Annotated in this window: 14 protein-coding genes; 10 read left to right on the plus strand and 4 right to left on the minus strand. The window is 39.8% G+C overall.

Annotated elements, in window-relative coordinates:
* Window positions 1-186 precede the first annotated feature (186 nt).
* From BLS32_RS03625 to BLS32_RS03665, 9 genes are all read left to right on the plus strand, one after another.
* On the plus strand, window positions 187-846 hold the full coding sequence (locus BLS32_RS03625) for a class I SAM-dependent methyltransferase (protein ID WP_091391961.1): 660 nt from the start codon (window positions 187-189) through the stop codon (window positions 844-846).
* 27 nt (window positions 847-873) lie between these two features.
* The gene (locus BLS32_RS03630; protein WP_091391963.1) at window positions 874-2,163 is read left to right on the plus strand and encodes a flippase; all 1,290 of its coding nucleotides are present in this window, start codon (window positions 874-876) and stop codon (window positions 2,161-2,163) included.
* Window positions 2,164-2,169: 6 nt separating this feature from the next.
* Window positions 2,170-2,982, plus strand: coding sequence for a glycosyltransferase family 2 protein (locus BLS32_RS03635; protein ID WP_091391965.1), 813 nt, complete (start codon window positions 2,170-2,172; stop codon window positions 2,980-2,982).
* 142 nt (window positions 2,983-3,124) lie between these two features.
* On the plus strand, window positions 3,125-4,270 hold the full coding sequence (locus BLS32_RS03640; protein WP_139171684.1) for a hypothetical protein: 1,146 nt from the start codon (window positions 3,125-3,127) through the stop codon (window positions 4,268-4,270).
* Window positions 4,267-5,355: a glycosyltransferase family 4 protein gene (locus BLS32_RS03645; protein WP_091391968.1), complete on the plus strand. Its 1,089-nt coding sequence runs from the start codon at window positions 4,267-4,269 to the stop codon at window positions 5,353-5,355. Before BLS32_RS03640 ends, BLS32_RS03645 begins: the two co-directional genes overlap by 4 nt.
* 150 nt (window positions 5,356-5,505) lie before the next feature.
* On the plus strand, window positions 5,506-6,612 hold the full coding sequence (locus BLS32_RS03650) for a DUF1972 domain-containing protein (RefSeq protein ID WP_091391970.1): 1,107 nt from the start codon (window positions 5,506-5,508) through the stop codon (window positions 6,610-6,612).
* The gene (locus tag BLS32_RS03655; RefSeq protein WP_091391972.1) at window positions 6,554-7,861 is read left to right on the plus strand and encodes an O-antigen ligase family protein; all 1,308 of its coding nucleotides are present in this window, start codon (window positions 6,554-6,556) and stop codon (window positions 7,859-7,861) included. Before BLS32_RS03650 ends, BLS32_RS03655 begins: the two co-directional genes overlap by 59 nt.
* A gap of 60 nt (window positions 7,862-7,921) precedes the next feature.
* A complete protein-coding gene (locus tag BLS32_RS03660; RefSeq protein ID WP_091391974.1) occupies window positions 7,922-8,905 on the plus strand; it encodes a UDP-glucuronic acid decarboxylase family protein in 984 nt (327 codons plus the stop codon).
* 1 nt (window position 8,906) lies between these two features.
* Window positions 8,907-10,262 (plus strand): exopolysaccharide biosynthesis polyprenyl glycosylphosphotransferase, encoded by a 1,356-nt coding sequence (locus tag BLS32_RS03665; RefSeq protein ID WP_091391976.1) that lies wholly within the window; start codon window positions 8,907-8,909, stop codon window positions 10,260-10,262.
* On the opposite strand, the gene BLS32_RS03670 is transcribed toward BLS32_RS03665, so the two are convergent.
* From BLS32_RS03670 to BLS32_RS03680, 3 genes are read right to left on the minus strand one after another with little or no spacing between them, the layout of a single operon-like run.
* The gene (locus BLS32_RS03670; protein ID WP_091391978.1) at window positions 10,259-11,443 is read right to left on the minus strand and encodes a glycosyltransferase family 4 protein; all 1,185 of its coding nucleotides are present in this window, start codon (window positions 11,441-11,443) and stop codon (window positions 10,259-10,261) included. The two genes, BLS32_RS03665 and BLS32_RS03670, sit on opposite strands and share 4 nt — an antisense overlap.
* Before the next feature lie 5 nt (window positions 11,444-11,448).
* Entirely contained in the window at window positions 11,449-12,534 is a 1,086-nt protein-coding gene (wecB, locus tag BLS32_RS03675) for a non-hydrolyzing UDP-N-acetylglucosamine 2-epimerase (protein ID WP_091391980.1), read from the minus strand.
* Entirely contained in the window at window positions 12,534-13,853 is a 1,320-nt protein-coding gene (locus BLS32_RS03680) for a phenylacetate--CoA ligase family protein (RefSeq protein WP_091392417.1), read from the minus strand. The genes wecB and BLS32_RS03680 overlap by 1 nt, the downstream gene beginning before the upstream one ends.
* Window positions 13,854-13,984: 131 nt before the next feature.
* Here BLS32_RS03680 and purD point away from each other — a divergent pair, with 131 nt between their 5' ends.
* On the plus strand, window positions 13,985-15,259 hold the full coding sequence (gene purD / locus BLS32_RS03685) for a phosphoribosylamine--glycine ligase (protein WP_091391982.1): 1,275 nt from the start codon (window positions 13,985-13,987) through the stop codon (window positions 15,257-15,259).
* Here purD and BLS32_RS03690 read toward each other — a convergent pair.
* Entirely contained in the window at window positions 15,251-15,481 is a 231-nt protein-coding gene (locus tag BLS32_RS03690; protein ID WP_091391983.1) for a DUF6341 family protein, read from the minus strand. The genes purD and BLS32_RS03690 overlap by 9 nt on opposite strands.
* Window position 15,482 lies beyond the last annotated feature (1 nt).

A 15,482-nucleotide genomic window follows, 5' to 3' on the forward strand; every position in this document is an offset into this window, starting at 1 on the left:
TTGTCTTTATGCCGTATCGTCTGCATAAAAGGAGAAAAGGGAAGGCACTTTTTATTTCCAAATTTAGCGTCAAAATGCTATTTTTAAAATTAAAACACTATTTTTGAAAAACACTAAAACCCCGGTTTTGGTGTTTTCAAAACATAGATCCAGAAAACTTTAACAAATCTGGGCCATTCAACAATTATGGATTATAGCAGTAAAGCATCCAGTTATTTTGCAAATGTCAGAACAGATTTAACGAGGCTCATCGGTGCCGAAAAAAAGAAAATTAAAGTCCTGGAAGTTGGTGCAGCTTATGGCGAAACCTTGTTTTACCTCAAACAAAGCGGAGTGGCTGCAGAAGCTGTGGGCGTAGATATTTTTGAAGACACGAATAATCCTCAGAATTACAAAGCAGTAGATCGTTTTATTTTTGGAAATATCGACGTACTTGATTTTCCGGAATATACAAATTACTTTGACCTCATCATGCTTCCCGATGTACTGGAACATGTTTTTGAGCCAGGCAGAATTTTGCAAAAACTCAAAACCTACCTTAAAGACGACGGCGAGATGATTATCAGCATGCCCAATATACGCCATTACTCTGCTTTAAATAAGATTTTCCTGAAAGGCAATTTCCAATATGAAGAAAGCGGCATTTTTGATTACACGCACATGCGGTTTTATTGCCGTGAGGACATGAGATCGCTTTTTGAGTCAAATGGTTTTCAGGTTGTGAGTTATGAAAGTTCGATCAAAAATTACAAAGGAAAATCAACAGCAAAAATTATCAATACCATTACGTTAGGGCTTTTCGAACAATTTTTTTCATACCAATATTTTTTTATAGTCCGCAAATAGCCTTAACCAATTTCTCAATAGACTAAGATGAATCCAGTAAGTCAGAACTTTAAAAAAGTGATTTCATCTTCAGGAATCACACTAATTTTCAGAATTTTCGGACTGGCGACGTCGTTCTTATCTACCATTTTAATTACCCGTTTTTTCGGATTGGCCAATTTTGGCAATTATTCCCTGATTTTTACCATTTGCCAGGCTTGTGCGATGATTTTTGCCCTTGGCATTCCGGCAGCACTCATAAAAATCGTCGGAAACCACAATATGGATCTGCAGCAGGCCAGATCATTACTCAAAAGAGGGATCAAAATCACCTGCTACTTTGCCATTTTGCCGATTGTGATCTTCTATGCAGGTGCCAGTTTTTTTTCTACGACTGTTTTTAAAAATGAATTGCTGGTGCCGTATTTCGTCATCACCGCCATTGCATTGCCATTGTCGATCCTGCATGAGCTTTTTTTATATTTTTTTATTGCCACGCGCAATTTTATAAAATTTAACCTGTTCATGTTTGTGCTTCCAAACCTGTTCCTGATTGCTTCTTTATTGCTTTTTTATTATTTCGATCTTTCAGGGCCGTATACTTTTTTGGCCTACACGATCGCTATTTTGCTGGTCATCATCCTTGAAGCTATCGTTATATTTGAATTCAAAGCATCAGCAAAAATCGAGAGTTCCATTACGTCAAAAGAATTGCTTGCCACCGCTTCTCCCATGATGTTTAGCAGTTTACTCCTTTATTTACTCAATTGGACCGATGTGATCATTTTAGGAACGATGGTCGATGAAAACCAAATTGGGATTTACAACGTCGCTTATAAAGTGGGAACGGTAGGCTTTCTAGTGATTGTATCGTTTGGTACAATCATTACGCCAATGATCGCACAGTTTTACGGAACCGGCAATTTTGAAGGCCTTCGCAAACTTGTCCAGAATTCCACAAAGATCATTGCCGTTTTAACCATACCAATTGTCGCCGGACTGATTATTTTCAGCAGTTACATTTTATCCTTTTTTAATGAGGATGCCGTTCAGGGCGCATCAACATTAATCATTGTTTCCATCGGGGTATTGATTAGCGCCGTTTGCGGAAATTGCGATCAGATACTCAATATGACAAACAATCAGAATATCCTTCGGAACATTACGTTTTTCTGTTTCTTTCTGAACGTAGTGCTGAATCTTATCCTGATTCCAACCTATGGAATCAACGGCTCAGCATTTGCAAGTTTAGTCACCAACGTGGTTTTAAACGTGGTTTGCATGTATTACATTAAAAAGAAACTCGGATTTTATACCTTTAGCTTCAATCTCAAATAACAAAACATGCATATAGAACTGTCTGTAATTATTGTAAATTACAATGGATACAAATATCTAAAAGATTGTTTTGATTCCCTCAATCAACAGCTCAAGGACATTTCATTTGAAATTATAGTAATCGACAATGCGTCTTCCGATGCAAGCTGTGCTTTTATCAAAACCCATTATCCCGAAATAAAACTCATCGAATCAAAAGACAACCTGGGTTTTGGGAAAGGAAATAATGAAGCCGTAAAACAAGCAGCCGGAAATTATTTACTGCTTATAAATAACGATACGGTCGTGCTGGACCTGCTTTTGCCAGTTTTTGAAATGCTCAAAACAAACCCTGAAATTGGTGCGGCAACGATTAAAATGCTTGATGGAAATCGAAATTACGCGACTTCTGTGGGCAATTTTCCAAATCCGGCAAACATGTTTAAAATGCAGAAAATGCAACAGGCCGGACTCGAGATCCAGGCTGATCATTTTTCGAAAAAAAGTTATGAGGCCGACTGGCTTAGCGGCTCTTTTATAGCGATGCCTAAAAAAGTATACCAGGAAATTCGCGGTTTTGATGAAGACTATTTTTTATATGTTGAAGATGTTGATTTTTCAAAACGAATAGCAGACAAAGGCTACAAACGCATTTTCCTTCCAGGTCAAAGTTACATCCATTATGTTGGATTCAATAAAAGCAAAAACCCAATGCTTGTAAAAGGATACCAATTGTACATTTCGAAACACTTCAGCGGATTAAAAAAAATGATTATGCAAGCCGCATTGTTTGCAAACCACATGGTTAAAAAAACCAAAAGCAGTCTAAAACTGGATTAAATCTATTATTTTTGGATCCGATCCAGAATTCCACCACCACATGAAGATAAACGCGGTAAAATTTTATACCTCAATTTTTATAATCGTAATTTTCTCGCAATTATACCTTCCTTCATTTCGAACAAATGTGATTATTCAGTTCATGGCCATCGGAATTTTTTTCTTCCTTGAAAAAGAAAGCCTTTCGGTATTTGTAGTAAAAAACATCAAACCGTTGTTGGTTCTTTTTTTTCTCGGATTTGCCGGAACGCTTGTCAATAAATACCCGGTTGTAAACATTGTAAAAGACATTACCCATTTTATAAAACCCATTTTAGGCATACTCATCGGTTATTACTTTTATAAAAAAATAAACAATTTCAGGACTTTCGTTTCAACAATCGTCTTAATCGGATTTTTATCAGCATTGGTACACTTTGTAATTCTGATTTTTTTCAGCAAAACAGACAACCTTTCAGACATACGGGAATTTGGAAAAGACAACTTTTTAGAATTATTCTCCCTGTTTTTCCTGGGATTTTACAAGAAATTTCAAAACGAAAGCCTGTTTCAAAACCCCTCAAAATACTATTTATATTTTGTGGTGATCCTATTGTCCAGTATCCTTTATTTTTCAAGGACAATGATGGTTACAGCCATTATATTGCTGCTTTCTATTTACGGCTACACAATCATCACAGTAAAAGGGTTACGCAACATCGGCATTTGCCTGGGTTTGTTTATCGCCTTTTATGCTTATTTGTTTAGCGTCAAGCTTGATAGGAATTCCAAAGGGGCAGAAGCTTTTTTTTACAAAATGCAAAACGCGCCCGGAGAATTGTTCGACACCAAAATTGACCGCGACAACCATGCTGAGTTATGGGATCACTGGCGTGGCTATGAGGCAAAAAGAGCGATGGCGCTAATGGTCGATAATCCCAGCAGTTTTATTTTTGGAAACGGCCACGGATCACTGGTGAATCTAAGGTTTTTTGCCCCACTGACAGGGCCGCACGATAAAGGAATGAAATACATTTCCGAACTTCACAACGGTTATGCATACCTGCTCTATAAAACGGGAATTATTGGGCTTATCATCTACATCGGATTCCTGATCCGCATTTACCGGAACATTTATAAAAGCCGAAATTTTGTTTATACGGTTCTCTCAGCGATCGGCCTCATATTTTTATTTACGACTATTACCATCACCGGACTTTACAATCCTAAAGACATCATGGTTTTTATCGTTGGCGCCATGCTGTCCTTTAGCAATACCGATACATTCAAACAGCAGCAGCTATCATGAGAACAAATTTTTTTGTAGACTGCCATGTTTTTGACGGCCCGTTTCAAGGCACAACAACCTATCTTAAAGGCTTGTATACTGAACTGATCCGTGATGCAGATAAAATGTTCTTCCTGGCGTCGAACGATACCGCCAGCCTTAAAACCATTTTTGGCGAACATGAAAATGTTACGTATCTGGAATATGCCTCGCACAACAAATTCATCAGGTTGCTTTTTGACATTCCAGCAATGATCAAGAAACACCAAATCGACTATGCTCATTTTCAATACATTGTGCCGCCGTTTAAGTTTTGTAAATACATCATTACTGTACATGACGTCCTGTTTCTTGATTTTCCTGAATATTTCCCTTTCGGATATAAACTGAAAAACAAATTGCTATTTGGAAAAAGCACGCGTTATTCAGATATCGTATTAACGGTTTCCGAATATTCCAAAAAGCAGATCCAAAGGCATTTTGGTGCCAATGAAATTACGGTTACTCCAAACGGAGTTGATGCGGCCTATTTTGAAAGCTATGATAAAAATGCAGTCAAATCCGAAGTAAAAAAGCGCTACGGATTTTCAGAGTATTGGCTTTTCGTAAGCCGCTGGGAACCCAGGAAAAACCACCATACTTTATTGAAAGCTTTTGTTGAAAACAAGCATTATGAAAAATTCCATTTGGTTTTTGTCGGAGGAGCAGCAATCAATAACCCCGCTTACAATGACTATTTTGAGCTTTTAGAACCACACATCAAAAGCAAAATTGTAAAGCTCGACGCATTAAAGCAAAATGACTTGCTGCTTGTGCTTCGGGGCGCGTCCTTGTCGGTATATCCGTCAATTGCCGAAGGTTTTGGGATTCCGCCGCTTGAATCTATTGCGGCAAATGTTCCAACGATTTGTTCCGATGCGACTGCGATGGCCGACTTTAATTTCATGCGATCCCATCTTTTTAATCCGTTAAATTCCGAAGACATAAGCGACACCGCGGTTTTGGCTTTAACCGATGGAGAAACAGAAGCACAAAGGACATCCGTGATGAAAAAATACAATTGGGCAGTCGCAGCCACAGCATTTAGAAAGGCACTGCAGCAGTAAAATACTTTCTTTTGTTGCCAATGAAAAGCAGCAATCCAAAACAACATTTCAGGCGATTTTCCAGAGATTGCGTCACGGTTAAAAAATAGATTTTTACATACAATTTCACTATGTTTGCACGCGAATACCAAGAAATTTGAAATTGCTCTGATGAAAATAGCCATTATAGGAACGCGAGGCATTCCGAATCACTTTGGTGGATTCGAACAGTTTACAGAATATTTTTCGGTATATCTTGCAGAAAAAGGGCATGACATTTTCGTCTACAATTCCCACAACCATCCGTATCAGGAAGCCGAATTTCATGGGGTGAAAATCATCCACAAGTATGATCCTGAACATAAAATGGGCACTTTCGGCCAATTTATCTACGACTACAATTGCATCATCGATTCCCGCAGAAGAAATTTCGACATCATCCTGCAACTCGGTTACACCAGCAGTTCTGTATGGTTTTTCCTGTTGCCGAAGAAGCCGATCATCATCACGAATATGGATGGGCTCGAATGGAAAAGATCAAAATATTCAGCGCCCGTTCGTCAGTTTCTTAAATTCGCCGAAAGGCTTGCCGTAAGGAGCAGCGATTTTTTAGTTTCAGATTCGCTCGGTATCAAATCTTTTTTAAGCAAAAAATACCAGAAAGACTCGACTTACATTGCTTATGGCGCGCATCCATTTGATGCTGCTGATCCGTCAATTCTCTCAGAATACCAGTTGGAAGCAGGAAAATACAACATGCTCATTGCAAGGTTTGAACCTGAAAACAACCTCGACATGATTCTTGAAGGCGTCACTATGGCGAATTCAGATATACCAATGCTTGTCATCGGAAACCACAACACCAAATATGGCAGCTACCTGAAGGAAAAGTTTTTGACAAAAAGCAACATCCGTTTCATTGGCGCAGTTTATAACCTGAACAGCCTGAACAACCTCAGGTTTTATTCGAACCTGTATTTTCACGGGCATTCCGTTGGCGGAACCAATCCGTCACTGCTTGAAGCGATGGCATCAAAAGCACTTATCGCTGCCCACAACAACGACTTTAACAGGGGCGTATTGAAAGAGAATGCGTTTTATTTTTCTGATGCCCATAAGGTAAAGAACATACTTGAAAACATCAAAAAAAGCGATAACTTGCAGTTTGTAGAAAATAATTTTACAACGATCAAAAACGATTTTAACTGGGAAAAAATAAATGGGCAGTACCTACAATTATTTGAAGAATGCATTTCTGGAATTAAAACAGGAAAGTAGCAAAAACCCCGGAGTAGCCAGTGTTATCCTGCTTTTATGGTCTATTCAATTGCCATACAGCATCAGCAGCATTAGCCTTGGCATCTTGGCCGCAACTGCAATATTTACCTTCAAGAAATCAAATTTTACAACCCAAAATACATTGCTACTCCCGATAGCGCTGTTTGCCATGATGGCCATGTCCCTGATTTGGAGCATTGACCTGCGCATGTCGCTAAAAGGACTGTCGAAGAGCATTCCGCTGGCGCTGGTTCCATTGTGTTTTTTGATCTATCCGGCATTTACAGCTGTACAAAAACATATCGTTCTTCGGTTTTATAGTTTGGGGATGTTGGTTTTTGTTGGTTTTTATCTGATAAAAGCAACAATCCGATTTGCCATGACACAGCAAACAGCAGTATTTTTTTACCACGAACTCGTTACTGAAGATGTCAATGCCATCCATGTTTCAGTATACGTCGCGATTGCAGCCATTTACTTCCTGTGCTATTCAGAAGGCATTTTATGGAAAAAAATCGCAGCAATTGCCCTGCTTTTTTTTATGGTTTTATTGTCTTCTAAAAATATTATAATCGTTGTCCTGGGTTTGCTGTGCTACCACTTTTATACCGGATCACGGAGAAACCTTAAAATTGGCGCAGTATTTCTGGTCGTTGCAGCCATTGGCCTTTCCGGTAAAATCAAAGAGCGTTTCGTTGACGAATTCAGTTCGAATGCTTCAACAGTGCATCAGGGACAAAACATCAATAAAGTAAGTGTCGGGCAGGCGTGGAATAATCCCACATTTTCTCAAAACAATTATTTTGCGGGAACAGCGTTCAGGGTTTACCAGATCAGGATCTTTAAGGAAATGCTGCAGGCAGATCCTGGCGTTTTTTTTACCGGCTACGGATTGAATGCCACTGATGAAAAAATAAAGGAAAAAGGGGCAGCACACAATGTTTTTTCGGGCGACGGAGTCAACGATGGTTACCAGAATAAAAATTTCCACAACGAGTATATTCAGGTTTTAGCCGAAACCGGAATTTTCGGATTGCTGATATTGTTGTCAATATTAATAATTAACACTATAAAAGCGGTTCTGAACGAAAATTTTATACATATTTCTTTCGCAATTATAATGATAAGTTTATTTTTGACAGAATCATTTCTTTCGCGGCAAAGAGGCATCATATTCTTTACGATCATGTATTGCCTTTTTAACGGCTCAAACGATTTCGTAAAAGCCCGGACGGAGAAAAATATATGAATTTGCCCCGTTTAATCGCAGGATTAAAACAAATTCATAGCACAAATTTTAAATCTACATATGAAAAGGATACTTATTACCGGAGCTGCGGGTTTTCTAGGATCGCACTTGTGTGACCGCTTTATCGCCGAAGGTTATTTTGTAATTGGAATGGACAACCTCATTACGGGCGATATCAAAAATATCGAACACCTTTTCAAACATAAAAATTTCGAGTTTTACCACCACGACATCACCAAATTTGTCCACATTCCGGGTAAATTAGACTACATCCTGCATTTTGCCTCGCCGGCCAGCCCGATCGATTATCTAAAAATCCCGATCCAGACTTTAAAAGTCGGTTCATTGGGAACCCACAATTTATTAGGATTGGCAAGGGTAAAAAAAGCGCGGATCTTAATTGCATCCACATCTGAAGTCTATGGCGACCCGTTGGTGCATCCGCAAACCGAAGAATATTACGGAAACGTTAACACCATTGGCCCAAGAGGCGTTTATGATGAAGCGAAGCGTTTTCAGGAATCCATTACCATGGCTTACCATACTTTTCATGGCGTAGAAACCAGGATCGTACGGATTTTTAATACCTACGGGCCAAGAATGCGCCTCAACGATGGGCGCGTCATTCCGGCATTTATTGGGCAGGCTTTGCGTGGCGAAGACCTGACGGTTTTTGGCGACGGATCACAAACCAGGTCATTTTGTTATGTAGACGATCAGGTAGAAGGCATCTTTCGGTTGTTGCATTCCGATTATATTTATCCGGTAAACATTGGCAACCCAGACGAAATTACGATCCGGGAATTTGCCGATGAAATCATTAAGCTTACAGGTACCGATCAAAAGGTGGTCTACCGCGATTTGCCAATAAACGATCCGCTGCAGCGCCAGCCAGACACGACAAAAGCCAGGGAAATTTTGGGCTGGGAAGCAAAAGTGTCCAGAAGCGAAGGCATGAAAATTACTTATGAATACTTTAAATCATTGTCAACCGAAGCGCTTTTAAAAGAAGAGCACAAAGATTTCGAAGGATACATTCATTAATATGACGGCAGCACAAATAGGAAGGTACTCGGGTTACATCAGGCCCATCACTTACATGATCGATCTTTGCATCATCAGTGTATTTGCGTACTTTTTACTTCCTGAAAACTTTTTTTCAATCTACTTCATCGCCTTCATCTTGTTGTCGTGGATTGTCATAGCCATCAACAGCGGATTTTACGAAGTCTATCGCTACACGAAAGTACTGTCGATCTTCAATAAGATCCTGAAACAGTTTGCGCTGTTTACCATTTTGTGCTTTGCTTTTTCGGGCTTTTACGTCAAATATTCAGAGGCATTCCCGATTTTAAATTATACGACGGCTTCGATCATCACCGTTTCTTTTTTCAAATTGCTAGTCTATTACCTGCTTAAAAAATACCGCTCTTTTTACGGCGGAAATTTAAGGCGTGTTGTCATCGTTGGCGACGGAAGCAGCGTAAACCAACTGATCGAATTTTTTACCGAAAACCCGGATTACGGCTATAAATTGGTTCGCGTTTTCAGCCTCGAAGGCGATAAACGGGCAAAGATCCAGGAAAGCCTCAAGTTTGCGCTCGATGAAAATGTAGATGAAATTTATTGCTCGCTACACAACCTGAGTAACCATCAAATGAATAGTTTTATTGATTTTTCAGACAACAATCTGAAGATCCTGAAATTCCTTCCGGACGACAAGGAAATCTTTACCAGAAACCTGAAACTCGATTATTACGATTACATTCCGATTGTGTCTCTACGAAATATTCCACTTGATAACTTCATCAACAAATTGGGAAAACGCATTTTCGACATCGTATTTTCGTTGATTATTATTCTCGGATTGCTTTCCTGGCTGATTCCGATATTAGCGCTTTTCATCAAAAAGGAATCCAAAGGGCCGCTGTTTTTTACCCAAAAAAGAAACGGATTGAATTACAAGGAATTCAACTGCTATAAGTTTCGTTCGATGCGGCTCAACTCGATTGCCGATTTGGAACAGGTTTCGAAAAATGACCCGCGCGTTACGAATATTGGAAAATTTATCAGAAAAACGAGCATTGACGAACTGCCGCAGTTTTTTAATGTACTCATCGGAAACATGTCAGTCGTTGGCCCAAGGCCGCACATGGTCAGCCATACCGAAATGTATGCCCGAAAAGTTGATAAATTCATGGTGCGCCATTTTATCAAGCCCGGAATCACCGGATTGGCACAAACCAATGGTTTTCGTGGAGAGGTCGAAAATGACAAAGACATTATCTACAGGGTAAAATACGACATTTTTTATATGGAAAACTGGTCGCTGCTGCTCGACATCAAGATCATTTTCTTAACGTTGTACAACGCCATTAAAGGTGAAGAAAAAGCGTATTAAAAAACGTTTTTCTGAATGAGGTTTCTGATTTGGACATCGAGATTGAAATGTTCCGAAGATTGCTTGTAAACATTTTCTTTTCGCAATTGTACCGCATTTTTCCCGTCGTCTGAAATCGATTTTAAGATTGCATTCAGGCTGTTGAAATCTTCCACTTTTGCAACCCAGCCCAGGTTGTTATTCTCTACAATGGTTTCGCCTTCTCCGCCTCCAAAATACAAAATGGGAATGCCCAAAGCGCTGTATTCGAATATTTTTGAAGGCACAGAACCATAAATTCTTGTCTTCAGCGGAACCAGCGCAATATCGGCTGTAGCCAATTTTTCAATGAGGTCATTTCGCTCGAGCATGCCGTGAAAAACAATGTTTTTTTCAGGATGGTTTTTGATGTAGGTTTCAATTTGTGTTTTCTCTGCGCCATCGCCAAAAATGTGGAATTCAAAATTCAGGCTTTCCAGTTTCATTTTTTCACAGACTTCCAAAACGCCTTGTGCAACACCAAGCAATCCGGCATAAAACAACTGGATTTTTGGGTTTTCAGAAGTTTTAATTTCAAAATTGTTCAGATGATGATCAGGAAAATTTCGGTACAAATAGCAAGGCTTTTGAGGAAAAATTTCGTGAATGTGTGTGATGATTTCGTTTGATTGTCCGAGTATCAGAGTCGCTCTTTTATAGATATATCTTTCGAAAAACAACGACACTTTATGCGAAAATGAGCCGGCTTTCAAAGCATCAAGCTCGATTGCCGCCAACGGCCACAAATCGGAAACATTCAGGATGATTTTTTTGCCTTTAAGCGAAAGTACAAAAACCGAAATAAACGACAACAATAGCGGCGGCGACTGCACGATCACTTTCTTCGGCGTTTTTGCAAACAACAAATAAAAAAATAATCCGACAGCAAAGGAAAGAATCGAAAGAATGCGCTTGAAGATATTTTTGCTGATGCTTGGATAGATCCAAAGCCGAGAAACCGTTACATTCTGAAAGTTTTCCTTTACAAAAAACCGTTTTTTATAAGTTGGAAAAACCTGCCCTTTCGGATAATTCGGCAACGGGCAAACGACAGAAACCGTGTAATTATTTTCATAAAGTTTCAACGCCAATTGCTCAATCCGGTTGGCCGCAGCACCTTTTTCCGGCGGATAATAATTCGATACGATCAGAATGTCTTCCATCGGATTTACAGCGTTAAAAGGATGTCGATGATGCGTTCAGACGCTTTTCCGTCCCAAAGATTTGGAATGCCACCGTTTCGCTTTCCGTTTTGCAGAAATAAATGAAACTCTTTTTCGAGGTTTTCGATCGAAATCCCGACTAAAACATTGGTTCCGATGGTTGTCGTTTCCGGCCTTTCAGTCGTTGTCCGCATAGTAAAACACGGAATTCCAAGCACGGTAGTTTCTTCGGAAATCCCACCCGAATCGGTAATTACGGCAAAACTGTTTTTGATCAGATACATAAATGCGAGATATCCCTGCGGCTCGACATAAATGATGTTTTTGAAATCGATATTGGTATTTTCAAGGATCGCTTTGGTTCTCGGATGCACCGGAAAAATGACTTTTTTGCCATTTGCCAAAGCGTCGATTCCCAATAATAATTTCTGCAAAGAGGCTTCTTCGTCTACATTTGACGGGCGGTGCAGCGTCAGAATAATATAATTTCCGGTTTCAAGATCGTATGTTTCCCAGAAATCGGGTTTCTGGATTCTGCCTAAATTCTGCATCAGCGTATCGATCATCACATTTCCGACAAAGTGGATTTGCTTCGGATCGGCGCCATATTTCAACAAATTTTCAGAAGCAGTTTCAGAAGTCGTAAAGAAATAATCCGTAATACTATCAGTTACAATCCTGTTGATTTCTTCAGGCATGGTCATATCGCCGGAACGGATTCCAGCTTCGACATGCGCGACTTTCAGGTTCATTTTTTTTGCGACCAAGGCGCATGCCATTGTCGAGTTCACATCGCCAACAACCAAAACCAAATCACACGGATTGTCTATCAATTCCTGTTCGAACGCGACCATAATGGCAGCCGTTTGCTGCGATTGCGAACCGCTTTTTACCTCGAGATTGCTGTTTGGCTGCGGAATATTTAATTCTTCAAAAAAAGTATCGCTGAGGTTTTTATCATAATGCTGCCCGGTGTGCACGAGGCGAAACGAAATGTTAGCACCTTCATTTTCCTTTTTTTGGATGGATTTGATGATCGGTGCGATTTTGATAAAATTCGGGCGTGCGCCTGCAACTATAGTGATTTTCATCAGGATTGTTTTAGTAAAGAGGTGAATTGTTTGAGTTTGCCGGCGGCATTTCTTTGGAGAAAATCTTTCCTGTGGAAATGATAATTGAGTCCGGGTTCGAGATAATCGGAAAAGACATTTTCAATCGTCCGGATTTCCGATTCGGTCAACGGCCTTTCGCTGGCGTAATCAATTTCAAAGGTATCGGTTTTTGTTTGTTTGATCGTAAATTCTTTCACATTTCCGTCGTCGTTGAACAATTTTTTCGTGATCGAATAGAACGTCATTCCGGCCGGTTTTTTTCCGCTTGGCAAGATCGCAAAATCGTTCGTGCGTCCGATCAATTTCTTCAGGATTGGTTTTTTCGGAGTACTTTTTTCGTCCAAAATTCCGTAATCGCCCACTTCATAACGAATGAACGGATGCGCATAATTGTACAGGCAAGTTACGACGATTTTGCCTTCTCTTCCATTGGGAAGCGGATTGTTGTTCTCGTCCAGAATTTCTACGAATAAGGTTTCGGCATTCACCACCCATTCGTCATCTGGATTTTGAAAGGCAATCACATCAAGCTCTGAAGCGCCATATTCATTAACAACTGGAACGCCGAGATAAGTTTCAATCAAAATTTTATCGTCATCAAAAAGCATTTCCGAAGTGACAATGCAAACTTTTAATGTCGGGCAAATATTCTTAAGAATCAAGCCGTTTTTCTGTAAGTATTTTGCCAATAAAACGACACAGCTCGTATAACCGTTGATGTAATCGAATCTTTTCGAAGCAAATTTCGCCACGACTTTTTCAAGTCCGCGATCCGACAAATCAAAAATGCTGAAACGGTAGCGTTTGCTCAGGTAATCTTTAAAGCGCAGTTTTAAATTGTTGATAAAATCTACCGGCATTCCGTAAAATCGGCCTTGCCACGAATGGTTAAAATCAACGCCGTACCAGCCAAACCTCCGGATAATATTCGACCAGATCAAAGCGTGGTACAATTTGTCTTTTGCAAAAACCACAGGATCGCCGCTGGAACCGGAAGTCTTGTTGATGTAAACTGTTTTTTCTGTAAATCCGCTGGAAAGCCTTTCAGACAAAGGCCTTTGGTAATCGGATTTTTTTATAACCGGAAGCGAATTCCAATCTGAAAAATTATTGCTGCCGACTAATGTTGCATAAAACGGATTGTTTTTCAGATGAAATTCAGCAATCGCTTTCTTTTTTTTATCTGTAAAATCTTCAAAATTACGATCGGGAACGGCCAGAATTTCTTTGAGCTGCGCTTTGGCTTTTTCCAATGGAAAGCCGTTTAGTTTCAGCGAAATGTCGAATATTTTGAACACGTACCAGTAATTTTTTCCAAAAATACTATTTACCAATGATTAAGCATCGGGAACGTACAATTTTTTAAAGATTAATTATTTTTTCCGTTCAAAAGCCAGTATTTTTGCGTGCACAACGAAACCACAACGACATGACTATTTTACTTTTAGGATCGGGCGGCAGGGAACATGCTTTGGCCTGGAAAATGACACAAAGCCCGAAGTGCGAAAAACTTTTCGTAGCACCGGGAAACGCCGGAACGTCTGACATTGCAACGAATATCGACATCAATCCATTGGATTTTGAAGCCATCAAAACATTCGCGATTCAGGAGAAAATCGATATGGTTGTCGTTGGTCCGGAAGATCCGTTGGTCAAAGGAATTTTCGATTTTTTTGCGAATGATGAGCAGTTGAAACATATTCCAGTAATTGGACCTTCAAAACTTGGTGCGCAACTCGAAGGCAGTAAAGAATTCGCAAAAGAATTTCTGGTAAAGCATAAAATCCCAACCGCAGCTTACGACAGTTTTACGAAAGAAACGGTTGAAAAAGGCTGCAAATTCCTCGAAACGCTCGAACCGCCATACGTATTGAAAGCTGATGGACTGGCAGCGGGAAAAGGCGTTTTGATCATTCACGAATTGGCCGAAGCCAAAGAAGAACTGCGCAACATGCTTATCAATGAAAAATTCGGCGCGGCAAGTGCAAAAGTCGTGATCGAAGAATTTTTAAACGGAATCGAACTCAGCTGTTTCGTTTTAACCGATGGGAAAAATTATAAAATACTGCCAACAGCAAAAGATTATAAACGCATAGGTGAAGGCGACAGCGGTTTAAATACTGGCGGAATGGGCGCGATTTCTCCGGTTCCGTTTGCGAATGAACTGCTGCTTGAAAAAATTGAAACGCGCATTGTAAAACCTACGATCGACGGTTTGCAAAAAGACGGTATTCCGTATAAAGGGTTTGTTTTCATCGGGTTGATCAATGTCAAAGGCGAGCCAATCGTGATCGAATACAACGTCAGAATGGGAGATCCGGAAACGGAAGTCGTGATTCCTAGATTGAAATCTGATCTGGTAGAATTGTTCCAGGCTGTCGCCGATCAGAAACTCGATGAAGTGTCACTCGAAATTGACCAAAGAACAGCCGCAACCATCATGGTGGTTTCGGGCGGTTATCCTGAAGATTATGAGAAAGGAAAAGTGATTTCGGGTGTTGAAAATGTATCGGATTCGATTGTTTTTCATGCCGGAACAAAAACTGAAAATGGAAAAGTGGTCAGCAACGGCGGGCGAGTTTTGGCAGTAACGTCATTTGGAGACAATTTCGAACAGGCCATAAAAAAATCCTACCAAAACATAGAAAAACTAAGTTTTGATAAGATGTATTTTAGAAAAGATATCGGTTTCGACTTACTTTAAGAACGAATGCGCCGTTGTATCTTGGTTTTCTTCACCTTTTTGATCAAAAAGACGAAGCTGTTTGATCCAGTAAACCATGAAGCTCGCGCAAATGATCATAAAGATCCAGTTGATCGTATTGGCTAAAAACCAATGTGACAATTCCAGTTTCCTTAAAAAGTTCTGTGGAATGAATAAAACGTTTTCAAATAACCATTGGATTCCTTCAAAAAATGCTCTCATT

It is taken from the genome of Flavobacterium noncentrifugens, assembly GCF_900100375.1.
Lineage (GTDB): Bacteria > Bacteroidota > Bacteroidia > Flavobacteriales > Flavobacteriaceae > Flavobacterium > Flavobacterium noncentrifugens.

Bases quoted from the DNA above. Each gene is read 5' to 3' on its own strand.
- BLS32_RS03650 (WP_091391970.1), top strand. From the start codon at position 5,506: ATGAAAATAGCCATTATAGGAACGCGAGGCATTCCGAATCACTTTGGT.
- BLS32_RS03665 (WP_091391976.1), top strand. From the start codon at position 8,907: ATGACGGCAGCACAAATAGGAAGGTACTCGGGTTACATCAGGCCCATC.
- BLS32_RS03635 (WP_091391965.1), top strand. From the start codon at position 2,170: ATGCATATAGAACTGTCTGTAATTATTGTAAATTACAATGGATACAAA.
- BLS32_RS03645 (WP_091391968.1), top strand. From the start codon at position 4,267: ATGAGAACAAATTTTTTTGTAGACTGCCATGTTTTTGACGGCCCGTTT.
- BLS32_RS03655 (WP_091391972.1), top strand. From the start codon at position 6,554: ATGGGCAGTACCTACAATTATTTGAAGAATGCATTTCTGGAATTAAAA.
- BLS32_RS03630 (WP_091391963.1), top strand. From the start codon at position 874: ATGAATCCAGTAAGTCAGAACTTTAAAAAAGTGATTTCATCTTCAGGA.
- BLS32_RS03670 (WP_091391978.1), bottom strand. From the start codon at position 11,443: ATGGAAGACATTCTGATCGTATCGAATTATTATCCGCCGGAAAAAGGT.
- BLS32_RS03625 (WP_091391961.1), top strand. From the start codon at position 187: ATGGATTATAGCAGTAAAGCATCCAGTTATTTTGCAAATGTCAGAACA.
- wecB (WP_091391980.1), bottom strand. From the start codon at position 12,534: ATGAAAATCACTATAGTTGCAGGCGCACGCCCGAATTTTATCAAAATC.
- BLS32_RS03690 (WP_091391983.1), bottom strand. From the start codon at position 15,481: ATGAGAGCATTTTTTGAAGGAATCCAATGGTTATTTGAAAACGTTTTA.
- purD (WP_091391982.1), top strand. From the start codon at position 13,985: ATGACTATTTTACTTTTAGGATCGGGCGGCAGGGAACATGCTTTGGCC.
- BLS32_RS03640 (WP_139171684.1), top strand. From the start codon at position 3,125: ATGGCCATCGGAATTTTTTTCTTCCTTGAAAAAGAAAGCCTTTCGGTA.
- BLS32_RS03660 (WP_091391974.1), top strand. From the start codon at position 7,922: ATGAAAAGGATACTTATTACCGGAGCTGCGGGTTTTCTAGGATCGCAC.